Genomic DNA, 12,948 nt, shown 5'->3' on the forward strand with positions numbered 1-12,948 from the left:
TTTTCATAAAATAATCCCTACTGTATTGACTTTTTATGGATAGTCCTGTAAGATGATAAATCATAATAATAACTATATTTAGGAAATTAGGAGATGATTTATTGGATTCGGGTGAAGCCGCTCGAGCGGTTATTTTATTAATACTTATACTGCTATCTGCATTTTTCTCAGGTATTCAATCGGCATTTAATGAAGTTAATAGGCTTCGGCTAAGAAGCCTTGCAGATGATGATGAAAGGGGAGCCAAATATGCTTTAACTCTTCTTGAAAAACCTGGCAAGCTTCATACCGCCTTATTAATTTGCATTTATACAGCCAATATTTCGGCAGCAGCTCTTACAGTTTCAACAATCAATAATATTGCAGACGGAAAATGGGTAGGAATTGCTACAGGTATTTTAATTCTGATTATTCTTTTATTTGTCGACGTCACCCAAAAATCACTGTCATGTATAAGGGCCGAAAAATTTGTACTGGGTGTTGCCGGGTCGGTTTTATTGTTAACTAAACTTCTTACTCCTCTGGTATTTATAATTCAAAAAATTTGCGGCGGAATTTTGAAGCTATTTAAAATTGAATATAATGAAAAAACAGATTCATTACCGGATGATGAACTTAGAACCATATTAGAAGCCGGAGATGAAGACGGTGGCCTGGAAAGCGAAGAACGTAAAATGATAGCCAATGTGGTAGATTTCAAAGATTCATTGGTTAAGGATGTAATGGTTCCCAGAATTGATATGGCTTTTGCCAGTGCCGATCTTTCCTATGATGAACTTGTCGAAGCCTTTGCTGCCGATAAATATACCAGATTACCTGTATATTCGGAGTCTAGGGATAATGTTATTGGTATAGTTAACTTGAAAGATCTTTTCTTTTATAACGGAAGTAAAGAAGATTTTAATATATTGGATATAATGAGAGAGCCCTATTTTACCTACGAATTTAAAAAAACCTCAGAGCTGTTAATTGAAATGAGAAGAGAATCTATCGCTTTATCGATAGTCCTGGATGAATATGGGGCTACTGCAGGTTTGGTAACCATTGAGGACTTACTTGAAGAAATTGTAGGTGAAATCAGGGACGAATACGACTTTGACGAAGAAGACTGCATAAAATCCATATCAGATAATGAATATATCGTAGACGGCAATACAAAACTGGATGAAATTAATGAAGCCCTAGGACTTAATATTGAATCGGATGACTACGATTCAATCGCAGGGCATATCATATTTCTGCTGGATCATTTGCCCGAAGAAGGCGAGACAGTAATCGATAATAATGTGACATATACAGTCGCTGCTGTAGACAAAAACAGAATAGACAAGGTTCATATTCAGATTAATAAAGATAATAATTTAGGTTCTAAAGAATAATTTAATACTCGACAGAAAAAAAGCAGGCATACTTATAATAGTATTCCTGCTTTATTTTATTTTCTCATAATAGGCTTATAATCTATTAATACTATTATAAAAATATAAAAATTTAAGTTGACTTTTTACAATGTATTTATTACAATTAAGTTGTATCAAATTATTTTAGATGTCAAATATCTACCGTTTGTTTAAGGAGGTAACTAATGAATATATACGATTTCAATGTTATTGATAATAACGGCAATGAAGTTAATTTAGGCCAATATAAAGGAAAAGTAATGCTTATTGTAAACTCGGCAACCCGTTGTGGCTTTACCCCCCAATATTCAGAGCTTCAAAAATTATATGAAAAGTATTCCGATCAGGGTTTTATTATTCTCGACTTCCCATGTAACCAGTTTAAAAACCAAGCTCCGGAATCCGTTGAAGAAATTCAGGAATTTTGCAAGCTGAACTTTGGTGTTTCCTATCCTATCCATGCTAAAATAGAAGTAAACGGAGAAAATGCTCATCCACTCTATAAATATTTGAAAAAGGAAAAAGGATTTTCAGGATTTGATGAAAGTCATCCGCTCGCTTCCAAACTGGATGAGATCCTTTCCAAAGATGATCCGGACTATAAGAACAATCCGGATATTAAATGGAACTTTACTAAATTTTTGATAGACAGAAACGGAAATGTCGTTGAACGCTTTGAGCCGACGACGGATATTAAGGTTATTGAAGAGAAAATAAAGGAATTGCTGTAACTGACTTGTGGCATAAAAATTTGCCCCTTATAGAAGATCATATTAAAAATTATTGAGTAATATAAGCAGAATAAAGGGGCTGTCTTTATTGACAGCCCCTTTTAATATATTAATAACCCCCATTAATTGATTTCCAGATAATCTATGTAAGCATCCCACGTGCCGTTGTCAGCTGTTAATATTAACTCTACCGTCTGATTTCCTGTACCATGGCTTACATTATTTATCGTATATACTGCCGGATAACTTCCGCCATAATAGAAGGTTCCCTTATATTGTCCTCCGATATATAAGTCAACCCTGGCCATATTGGAATTATTCGAGCATCCGCGCAGTGAAAAGTTATGGGTTCCGGAGGCAAAATACTGATTGAAAGAAACTTTGTCGTTATTTGCATAAAGGGCAACTCCGTTAAACGGATAATTTATTACTCCGGCATACGGTCCGCTTATGGTCATGTTTTCGCATTCTATTCTTGTAGGATTTCCGCCCGGATTAGGAGTAGGCGTAGGATTAGGATTCGTACCGCTGCCACCGATTGTCAGAGTATGACTGTAAACGTTGGCACTTCCGCTGGATTGATATCCTTCTACCGTAAGGGCCACTTCATACATCTTACCAAGGCGCATTCCCCTGTTTTCCCATGCATTAAAATGCTGTGTAACGGAGATTGTACCGCTGGTACGCTTGGAAGTACGTACACTCCAGTACTGTTGGAAAGTCTGGGTACCTCTTATGGAAGGCTGATTATATCTTGTAGTTTCATATATATCATATGTTCCACCGTCAACTGTGATTGTACCCTTTGAGCTGGCTCCGGGAGGACGCCAATTTCCCCAACTGTCAACTATATAGTATTCTACCAAAGGATCAACTGTCCAACCATATACACAAAGATAAGAATTACCGTTAGGCTGATAATCACATCCATAAGTTACTGTGATATTTCCTATCTGCTGATGTGTCTGCGTCTCATCAAACTTTCTGCCCTTTCGGAACAAGGCATTTCCGATATTGCTCCACTGACAGCTGAACGTACCGCCGCTATTAAGGGTCATAGAAGTGTTTCCGTAGTCTTTCCAAAGTTCGTAGTGATATCCGTCATGAATTCCGGTTTCATTGTTGTAAATTGTCTGGGCAGCTTGTACACTCATAGCAGGCATGAGCAAAATCATGGTCAGCATTAATGACAGGAACAATTTCACTTTTCTCTTTCTCATTATTTTTCCTCCTTTCAGACCCAAACCTATACACCACTTTACCGGTAAAGCAGATACGACACTACGCACCTTTTTACTAAGCGGAAACATAGCATTAAAAATCTGTAACATCCAATATTCTCAGTAAAAGGACGCGGTAAATATTTACATTTTATATATACCATATTTTTCCTGTTTTTGCAATATGTTTTTAGACATTATTTACATTTTATTGTATAATTTTCATATAATATAAATAAAGATATGTAAGACAAATTATTATTATCTTACATATCTTATAATTTTAAACCCTATATAAATAGGCATTTTGCACATTTGTATATATTGTTAAGAATATATATACAACAGAATCATTTTATAACTAAGTCGGACAACTCTTCTTTTTATATAGCTTTATTTCAATTTATAGCCCGCAAACTGTTCACCCATAATTTCCTCAAGATCATTAATGATATCGGTATTTTCACCTACATACTGAACAATTATGCGGCCTTTTTTATAAAAGTGAGGATATGAAATCCAGCTTATATGTGTTGCCTTACGCCCGTTATTGTATGAAGCACCTCCTTCATCAATATATCCGGCCTCTTTTTCCATTTCTTCTTCACTGTCAAATATATAAATATTTATTGCTTCTTCATTGATTTCGATAATTTTTCTTGTTGCAGGAAAAAGAAACTTATCGGCATCTTTTACTTCAAAATTATATCCCTTATCCTTCATGGCAATTTCAAAATCATTGATGTCAAATACAACATCATTATCTTCATTATCAGTTTTCTTATTGCACCCCGGCAACAGAAAAACCGCAGATAAAGCTACTAATAAAGCTATAATTTTGACATATAGTTTTTTCATAGCTTCCTCCCCGTCCACGTTATATATTACAGGATATTTAAGCTTAATTATGAAAAATTAAGATTAACCTATAAACTATAAAAAACTCAACTCCTTTACTTCACTTACCAGAGTTTCTGTCCGGCTTTCATATTTCTTTTTCCCGACACCCGGAAGTTTATAATCTCCACGGACATCCCAAAATTATCTATTGTATTCCTTCAAATAATTACTGCCCGAATATTCTTCCCTCTGATATTTATGGAAATATTTCTAACAATTAGACGGTAAATCTTTGTAAGAAGTTGCATAATAAGCTCCGTCGTATGTATTATGCCATATAACCCCAATACGTCCTTCCATAAGTTTTACTGCTTGCTAATATCTCCACGTTCAGTAAGGTCGGCAATAATTTTGTCAAACAACTCCTTGTTAATCTTGAATTTCTTGCTGTAAATAATATATCCTATCACAATAAATATAAGAGGCAAAATCATCATAGCTATTTTCATCATAAGCAGGCCTGATTCGGTAACGTCTTCGGGAGTTTCTGCAGCATTTATACCGGAAAGGATTAATGTCACCCCTAAAATACCGTTTGCTATTGCACCCCCAATTTTATTGATAAAGGGCTGAACAGAAAATGTAATGCTTTCGTTACGGTTTCCCAGCTTCCACTGCCCGTATTCAACCGTATCAGCCAAAAACATCAGCATCAAAAGCTGAATAAATGCCTGACCGAAAAACAGTAAGATACCCGCCGTACCGATATAAAGCATTTCCATAGGCGCAAAGAAGAAAATTATATAACCTAAGACAACAAGGACGGTAGAAAAAGCATAAAGTGTCTTACGGGTATACCTTTTTGAAAATACAGGGAATACAGTAAGTGCAACTAACTGGGTTACTCCAAGAATAGCAGCAAATATTGAGTACATATTTTCGTTTTTATAAGCATACTTAAAATAATACGTACCAAAAGACGTGGTAGTCGTATAACCGATCATAAACAAAGCCATGGCTATTGCAGTATATAAGAGCTGGTCGTTCTTAAATAAAACATAAAACATTTCCTTTAATGATGTAGATTCCTGCTTTACCTGTATGCTTTTATCTTCCCTTACCCCAAATACGGTAAAGCATAAAAACGCCAACATTATTAAAACAATTGCAATAGCGGTAATAAGCCATGCCCTGGTATCTCCTCCCAATGCCTTAGTTACCGGCAATATGCCTACTACAACCGTAAAAAGCCCTATATTTGCACATATTCTGGCAAAAGAGCCGGTTTTCTCCCTCTCTTTTTGGTCGAGTGTAAGGGACGGCAGCATGGACCAATAGGCTATATCGTTTGCCCCATATGTAAAATCCCATAATAGATAAAGGACTACAAACAATGCTACATAACCGGTTCCCCTTAAGCCAAAGTCAAAAAAGAGCAAGATTGTAAGTATTCCTCCGATAATACCTCCTATAACAATCCACGGTTTAAACTTGCCGTATTTGCTTTTTGTGTTGTCAACAAGAACCCCCATTATCGGATCGTTAACCGCATCAAAAACTCTTAGTATTGTCAATGCCCCGGTCATCCACCACATGGTAGAATCGGGCAAATTGAGGATTTCCGTAAGATAAACCATAAGATACATGCTAACCAAAGAATATTGCATATCCCGTCCTACTGTACCCAGTCCGAATGTATAGCGGTTTAAGTTTCTTTTTTCCTTAAAGTTCATAAAATACCTCCATCCGAAAATACTTTTACCTTTATCTTTTGTTAAATTTTAGGCCCCAGTTGTTTTATTGTCTGTTTCGGTAATATTATCACTTCCGTTATAAGTCTCCGTAATATAAATATTTGATCCGAAATCCCCAAGCATTCTCACTTTTTCATTATAGCCAGTGCCTATAAACTGATCATTTAAAGGTATTCCGGCTTTTAAAGCCTCAGAAGAACATTTATATTCCTCTACACAGTCTTTCATGCTGTAATGGCGGTTTGCCATACGAAGTACAAAACCGTCCGGATTAAGTTCCACAGGCATTATATGTTTTACCAGCCCTCCGAAACGCTTGATATAAAGCCGCTGCGGCCTGGTTCTTACGGTGTATATGCCGTCCTTTAACCCGATTACTCTTAGTCTGTCGCTGCCTTCTGCCGCATTTGCCAAAGTCTGAAAGAAGCCTGTCAATGCGGTTTTGCCGTCAGTACTCACTACTTCCCAGATAACCTTATTGGCTTTATAAGATTTTACTCTGTAGAACTTTCCGTATTGGAATACCTTCCTATACTTTTTATAAAATTCAATCTGTTCGGCAACATCCTTCTTTTCTTCCGGTGTCAGGTACTTTAGATCAAGCTCATATCCAAGGCAGCCAAAACAAGCCGCATTAAAACGGGTGGATATAGGGGTAACTCTTAAAGTTTGCTGATGAGGCGCCTGCGATACATGAGCTCCCATAACCGACAAGGGATAAAAGTATGATAAGCCTGTCTGGATTTTCAGCCTTTCAATGGGGTCGGTATCATCCGAACTCCAAATCTGCGGGCTGTAGCAGAGTATTCCCAGGTCGAAACGGTTACCTCCGCTTGAGCAGCTCTCAAGCAAAATGTGAGGCCTTGGGCCAAAGATACGGTTTAGCACTTCATATAATCCCATTATATAGCGGTGATAGAATTCCCCCTGATTTTGCAAAGCACTTGAAAAGTTTTCGGCTATATGCCGGTTCATGTCCCATTTTACATACTTTATATCCGCTTCATCCAAAATGGCCGATACCTGCTCTACAATATAGTCTCTGACTTCTTTTTTGCACAGATCAAGCACCAGTTGGTTTCTGCCTAAAGCAGGATCCCGACCCGGCAATTTTACTGCATACTCAGGATGCTTCCTGTAAAGCTCACTGTCTTCGTTCACCATTTCCGGCTCAAACCACAAACCGAAATCCATGCCGAGCTTTCTTATTTTATCGGCAAAGCCTTTTATACCGTTCGGAAGTTTCTTTGTGTTAACATTATAGTCTCCAAGTCCGGCTTTATCATTGTTTCTTTCCCCGAACCATCCGTCGTCCAGGACAAATAACTCAACCCCCAGCTTTTTGGCCTCTTTGGCAAGCTTAAGTAATTTATCCTCATTAAAATCAAAAAAGTGGGCTTCCCAGTTGTTAAGCAGCACAGGCCTTTCCTTGCGCTTATAATTTCCCCGTACAATATGATCATTTACAAAGTCATGCATATGATGGCTCATTCCGTTAAAGCCGTGGCTGCTGAAAGTTAAGACACATTCAGGTGTTTCAAACTTTTCTCCTTTTTTAAGTTTCCATTCAAAGCAATGAGGATTTATACCCATGCTTATACGGACATAGTCCCGTTCGTTCTTCTGTACTATGCTGTAATGGTTGCCGCTGTATATTATGTTAAAGCCATACACATTTCCGTAATCTTCACCGGCATCCGCTTCGGCAAGCATAAAAGCCGGATTATGGCGGTTACTGCTGGCTCCCGTTATTGACGAATTTGAAATAGTCCCGTATGTAACCTGCCGCTTATGTAAATGGGCTTCCTTAATCCATCCTCCATCAAGGGTATACATATAAAAGTTTTCATCCGGCATATCAAGAAGCATACTCATTATACGCCTCATAATTACAGGTCCGTCTGCTTCGTTTCTTACAACGGCCCTTCTTGTTATGACATCCGCTTTTTCAAATACGGAATAATATAAATCAATAAAAACCGGAAAGGCTTTATCCTTTAGTGTAATTTTTAAAGTCTGATCCGCACCGTAAGCACCGGGCAAGGTATCCATACCTACACTGCTTTCTATAATCTCATGACTATAGTAAGTAAAATCTGTAACAAAACTGCCGTCAGGCATTACAAATTCAGTCGGGCTTTGCCTGTAATCCCCCCGTCCGTTGTCGGACCATTCCAGGCATGTGGAATCAAGGCTATATAAGTAATTATTCCTGTCATATAAGACACTGGTGCCTATCGGAGCTGTCCGTTTTTGGGCCAGGCTGTCAGCCACGTCATCTTTACTAAGCAAATTTCCGTAATAAATATGCTCAAGATGTCCGTATGTGGTTTTACGAAACCAATAAGTTGTGTTTTCTGTATCAAGGCGAAAACTTGTCTTATGTACCGTAATCAATTTTCTTCCCCTTTTCTTTTAAATTATTCTTGAAATCTGAATTTATGAAAATTTAATTCTTCACTAATCCGATACATTTTAAATGGTAATTTCTCTTATAGAGCTGAAATGATTATATTATGATAAATGATTAATGTAATATATTGTTAAGATTCGTATCTTTATAAAAGTAATTTTATAAATGATTATATATACTTTGCAATGCATATTTGAGGTAAATATATAAGTAAGTATATACATTATTAATAATATATAAGTATATACATTATTAATAATTGATATATTCCGTCTTACTATTAAACCATTAACCGTAATCTATTAAATTTTAAAATGTAACTAATTATACCCGAATTAGCTCTGCATTCAATCGGTTATGCAATAGCAAAACAACTTTTTCCGGTTATGTTACCTCATCTGCCATATTCCCACAATTACCTTTAAGTTAATAATGATACTTTGCAGGCTCAACATACTGCCTGTATAATTCGTCAGTTACCCCGTTTTCCTCAATCATCCGGGTATAAAATTTTCCTGAATTTTTTATCGTCCTCTCCTGTGTATTATAATCAACATATACCAGGCCGAACCGGGCACTTTCCCCTTCTATCCATTCGAAGTTGTCGCAGAAACACCAATGATAATATCTTGTTATCGGTAAATCTGATTCGGTGATAACTTTCAAATGGTCATAAATAAACTTACATCGGAAGGCATCATTGTTGTCACAGGTCCCGTTCTCAGTAATATAAATAGGCCGCTTAAGGATCCCATATAACTCTTTGCAGCATCGTATCAGTCCTTCAGGATAAATCTCCCATCCCAAATCGTTTTTCGGGGCATCCTGTTTAGTTCCGTCGCCAAAACCGGAAACCGTTGTCCTGGTATAATAATTCACACCAATAAAATCTATATATTCTCCCTGAGTTATATCCTTGTCTTTCTTTAAAGGCCATTTAAAATTACCGGTCAGCATGGCATATGTAAGGGCTCCCTGGAAAAACCTGTCCATAAGTTTAGCACATAAAAGGTGCCAGGGGTTATTGGGATTTTTCGGATCGAATACCCGGACATGATGGGCAAAACCTACTTTTGTATCGTCAAATCCCATCTCTTTTCTTATTTTGTGAATCAGTTCATATGCTTTGATATGGCATACGGCCATATTCGACATTACATTTATGGCCTGGCTCATAGATTTTTCTCCCGGAGGCCAGTCCCCGTAAAAATAAGATATTGTCGCGTATACATTAGGTTCGTTGATAGTTATATACTCAGATACAAGATCCCCAAAAGATTCCACAGTCAGCTTAACAAAATCCAAAAAATATTTTAAGTTTTCCTTCTTTGTAAATCCGCCCTTATTTTCAAACCACATGGGATTACTGAAGTGGTGAATCGTAAGCAGTACCGAAATTCCTTTCTCTTTGAGATATTTAAGTTCATCCCGGTAATGGTTTAATGCCTCCTCGTTAACTTTCCCCTCTTCTGGACAGATTCTGGCCCACTCAATTCCCATACGGTAATACATTATTTTCATTTCCGCCATTAAATCGGTATCCTGCTTCCATAAATTGTAGTGGTCTGTAGCACGGGCAGGGTTACTGTTATCTTTTATTCTGCCTTTGTGATACCAGTCATTCCAGTTGGAACCGCATTCACCGCCTTCAATCTGTGTTGCTGCTGTAGCTACACCTAAAGATAACCCATCTTTGAATTTAAAACTCATACCTTCCGTCCCCCTTTTAATTCTATTATCTGTCGCCGTTTGCAGCTTATATATCCTTAATATCCATATGCTATATTAGCTTTTAATTTATAATTACTTAAATGCTTTACGCAGCAAACTGATTTCTTCGGCATATCCGTCAAGTTCATTGGGTGTTTCCAAAATAAAAGGCAAATGCCTTAATTTCGGATGATTTATAATATTGATAAATGTCTGCAAGCCAAGAGTGCCTTTACCCAGTTTTTCATGTCGGTCCTTGCCGCTGCCAAACTCATTCTTACTGTCATTTAAATGGACTGCATACAGCTTATTAAGCCCTATTATTTTTTCAAATTCATCCAGCACTCCCTCAAGATCATTAACAATATCATACCCCGCATCATACACATGGCAGGTATCCAGGCAAACCCCTACTTTATCCTGCAACTTGACCTTATCTATAATTTGTGCCAATTCTTCAAAGCTTTTTCCTATCTCAGACCCTTTTCCTGCCATGGTTTCCAATAAAACCGTGGTCGTCATTTCCTCATATAAAAGTTCGTTAAGCAAATCGGATATAAGTTTAATTCCCACCTCTACTCCCTGCCCCATATGACTTCCGGGATGAAAATTATAAAAGCTGTTCGGAATATATTCCGTCCTGATTAAGTCATCTTTCATAACCATTCTTGCAAATTCACGGGTACTTTCACTTGTCGAACAAGGATTTAATGTATAAGGGGCATGGGCTATTATTGCTGTAAGATTTTGTTCTTTTGCCAACTTAAGAAATCTTTTGATATCCTCTTCATCTGTCTTTTTTGCCTTGCCGCCTCTGGGATTTCGGGTAAAATATTGAAAAGTATTTGCATCTATTTTAAGCGCATCTTTTCCCGCAGCCTCAAATCCTTTTGAAATAGAAAGATGGCATCCAATTTTAAGTTCAGTCATCAGCCTGCTCCTTATGCTATTTTCTTTCAATTTGCCAGATCGTAAAAAAAGATAAAAAAATTTATAATTTATTAATATTTTAGCAGATTATAAGGATTTTTACTACATTATTCTGTAAGGTCTGATTTTTAAACCGATAAATTTAAAACCATATAAAGCAATTACCTAATAGAGTAAAATCTCAAGTAAAGAACTGTCCATACGGCACCATCATTTTGCATTTCTTTAATACAAATAAAAATAGTCCTATGTTTTATGCAAACATAAGACTCACTATTGTCACTTTTACTGTCATATGTTTAAACCAATATATAATATTTGAAACTATATCGATTAAACACTATACTTTATCCACATTCACCTTTTCTTACTTCACCGATTATCTCTAAATAATCCTGTATCATATCCCTGGTAATATTCATTCCAGACAGGTATAAATCTGCCAGTTCTTTTCTAAGCTGTATAAGCTGCTCTTTGTTATTAAAATCATCCGGAATTTCTGAATACTCAACCAGGAAAACTGTTCTTGCTATATCGTAAAGACAAGGGCCGTTACATATATTCATATAGTCTATGACATATGTATTCCCGCCCGATATCAAGATATTACCGGGATGAAAATCTCCGTGACAAAGGGCACACCCGTCTTCCAACCCCTCAATCCTTTGCAGTAACTCATTTTGCTTATCCGGCTTTAATGTTCCTGGTATATGATTTTTTAAAAAATCTTTATAATAAGGCACTTTATCGGTTTTATTGCTTAAAATTTGCTTATGTAAATCGGCCATATAAAAGGCGCATTTTTCTATATCACCGGTTCTTATAAGACAATCAAGCATAGTTTCACCCAAAGTTTTTTCATAAATGATACCCCATCTTTTTTCAAAAGGTATCATGTCATATACCTTGGGTTTCATGAAATTCATACTTCTTACGGCTATCGCATTGTTATATTCCTTTTCTATTGCATCTTTGGGATATCCCTGATGAAACAGTTTAAGTACCTTATCATCTTCCCATTCAAATACGTCAGCCGTATTTCCTTTACCGATTAAACTTCCAAGGCTCATATGGTTACCTCACTCTAATAATCGTTCTTCAGTAACTTAATATTTATTCAGATTCAATTCCATTAAAATCAGGTCATCGTATACGCCGTTTACATTAATATAATCTTTATGAACACCTACTTTTACAAATCCAAACTTTTCATACAGGCTTATCGCTTTGCTGTTGCCTGCCTTAACCCCCAGATGAACATTTCTGATAGTTTCATGGTTTTTGGCAAAACGGATTAACTCTTCCATTACGGCACTGCCGACTCCCTTATTCCAATGTTCTTTTTTTACGGAAATGGCAATCTCACAGTTATGGGCAATTCTTTTCCTGGGAAGGCAACTAATTTGGGCAATACTTGCCACAGAATTATTTATAAATCCTACAACCATTAGGGAGTTCGGGTTGTTATACTGTTTTTTTATAAACTCTCTTTCCTGTTCAACCGTCATATGAAATTCATTTTTACCGTATAAAAGATTATCGCTTTCTCCTCCAACCTGATTGCAGTATTCTATCAAGGCTTCGGCATCATTCTCAACCGGTGTTCTAAGTATTAACTTTTCACCGGTTTTTAAAGTTACTTCTCTAAGCAATTTACTCACCATTTTTCTCACTCCGTAATGTTATCCTTTTTTTAATATTGAGCAACTAAGAACGATATTAAAATGTTATTATAATTCTATTACTTTAAAATATTTATTTCAACCAAAATAATCCATTATTATACATAAAAATTTATAGCTCATACAATCTTTTTTATCGGCATGGCATTGTTTTAAATTTTAAGGATTAACATATATGTCTAAAAATATGCGGTATTACCCCGAATCATAATATTTCCGATATACGTGGCCTTCTAATAACAAAATAAAACGCATCAGTCTTATGAGA

Annotated in this window: 10 protein-coding genes; 2 read left to right on the forward strand and 8 right to left on the reverse strand. The window is 36.5% G+C overall.

The window, feature by feature from the left end; all coding sequences use genetic code 11:
- The first annotated feature begins 101 nt into the window (after window positions 1-101).
- Together HHT355_RS07820 and HHT355_RS07825 are read left to right on the forward strand one after the other, a co-directional pair.
- Window positions 102-1,379, forward strand: a complete 1,278-nt coding sequence (locus tag HHT355_RS07820) for a hemolysin family protein (RefSeq protein ID WP_103202878.1) — start codon at window positions 102-104, stop codon at window positions 1,377-1,379.
- Between the two features lie 206 nt (window positions 1,380-1,585).
- Complete coding sequence (locus tag HHT355_RS07825; protein ID WP_103202879.1) at window positions 1,586-2,131, forward strand: glutathione peroxidase; 546 nt, start codon at window positions 1,586-1,588, stop codon at window positions 2,129-2,131.
- 122 nt (window positions 2,132-2,253) lie between these two features.
- On the opposite strand, the gene HHT355_RS07830 is transcribed toward HHT355_RS07825, so the two are convergent.
- The 8 genes from HHT355_RS07830 to HHT355_RS07865 all read right to left on the reverse strand — a co-directional run bounded on the left by HHT355_RS07830 (window position 2,254) and on the right by HHT355_RS07865 (window position 12,662).
- Window positions 2,254-3,351 (reverse strand): glycoside hydrolase family 11 protein, encoded by a 1,098-nt coding sequence (locus HHT355_RS07830; RefSeq protein WP_103202880.1) that lies wholly within the window; start codon window positions 3,349-3,351, stop codon window positions 2,254-2,256.
- 393 nt (window positions 3,352-3,744) lie between these two features.
- Window positions 3,745-4,209, reverse strand: a complete 465-nt coding sequence (locus HHT355_RS07835; RefSeq protein ID WP_103202881.1) for a hypothetical protein — start codon at window positions 4,207-4,209, stop codon at window positions 3,745-3,747.
- Between the two features lie 347 nt (window positions 4,210-4,556).
- Window positions 4,557-5,924, reverse strand: coding sequence for a glycoside-pentoside-hexuronide (GPH):cation symporter (locus HHT355_RS07840; RefSeq protein WP_103202882.1), 1,368 nt, complete (start codon window positions 5,922-5,924; stop codon window positions 4,557-4,559).
- Between the two features lie 48 nt (window positions 5,925-5,972).
- Complete coding sequence (locus HHT355_RS07845) at window positions 5,973-8,342, reverse strand: alpha-galactosidase (protein ID WP_103202883.1); 2,370 nt, start codon at window positions 8,340-8,342, stop codon at window positions 5,973-5,975.
- A gap of 442 nt (window positions 8,343-8,784) precedes the next feature.
- Window positions 8,785-10,068: a glycoside hydrolase family 1 protein gene (locus HHT355_RS07850; RefSeq protein ID WP_103202884.1), complete on the reverse strand. Its 1,284-nt coding sequence runs from the start codon at window positions 10,066-10,068 to the stop codon at window positions 8,785-8,787.
- Between the two features lie 93 nt (window positions 10,069-10,161).
- Window positions 10,162-10,998, reverse strand: a complete 837-nt coding sequence (locus HHT355_RS07855; protein WP_103202885.1) for a deoxyribonuclease IV — start codon at window positions 10,996-10,998, stop codon at window positions 10,162-10,164.
- Window positions 10,999-11,345: 347 nt separating this feature from the next.
- Window positions 11,346-12,068: a phosphotransferase gene (locus HHT355_RS07860; protein WP_103202886.1), complete on the reverse strand. Its 723-nt coding sequence runs from the start codon at window positions 12,066-12,068 to the stop codon at window positions 11,346-11,348.
- Between the two features lie 36 nt (window positions 12,069-12,104).
- Window positions 12,105-12,662 carry a GNAT family N-acetyltransferase gene (locus tag HHT355_RS07865; RefSeq protein ID WP_103202887.1) on the reverse strand — a complete coding sequence of 186 codons (558 nt, stop codon included), beginning with the start codon at window positions 12,660-12,662 and terminating at the stop codon, window positions 12,105-12,107.
- Between the last annotated feature and the right edge of the window lie 286 nt (window positions 12,663-12,948).

Origin of the sequence: Herbinix hemicellulosilytica (assembly GCF_002904165.1) — a bacterium.
Lineage (GTDB): Bacteria > Bacillota > Clostridia > Lachnospirales > Lachnospiraceae > Mobilitalea > Mobilitalea hemicellulosilytica.

Excerpts from the sequence above, each read along its gene's own strand:
- HHT355_RS07825 (WP_103202879.1), top strand. The coding sequence starts at position 1,586 with ATGAATATATACGATTTCAATGTTATTGATAATAACGGCAATGAAGTT.
- HHT355_RS07830 (WP_103202880.1), bottom strand. The coding sequence starts at position 3,351 with ATGAGAAAGAGAAAAGTGAAATTGTTCCTGTCATTAATGCTGACCATG.
- HHT355_RS07835 (WP_103202881.1), bottom strand. The coding sequence starts at position 4,209 with ATGAAAAAACTATATGTCAAAATTATAGCTTTATTAGTAGCTTTATCT.
- HHT355_RS07840 (WP_103202882.1), bottom strand. The coding sequence starts at position 5,924 with ATGAACTTTAAGGAAAAAAGAAACTTAAACCGCTATACATTCGGACTG.
- HHT355_RS07850 (WP_103202884.1), bottom strand. The coding sequence starts at position 10,068 with ATGAGTTTTAAATTCAAAGATGGGTTATCTTTAGGTGTAGCTACAGCA.
- HHT355_RS07855 (WP_103202885.1), bottom strand. The coding sequence starts at position 10,998 with ATGACTGAACTTAAAATTGGATGCCATCTTTCTATTTCAAAAGGATTT.
- HHT355_RS07860 (WP_103202886.1), bottom strand. The coding sequence starts at position 12,068 with ATGAGCCTTGGAAGTTTAATCGGTAAAGGAAATACGGCTGACGTATTT.
- HHT355_RS07865 (WP_103202887.1), bottom strand. The coding sequence starts at position 12,662 with ATGGTGAGTAAATTGCTTAGAGAAGTAACTTTAAAAACCGGTGAAAAG.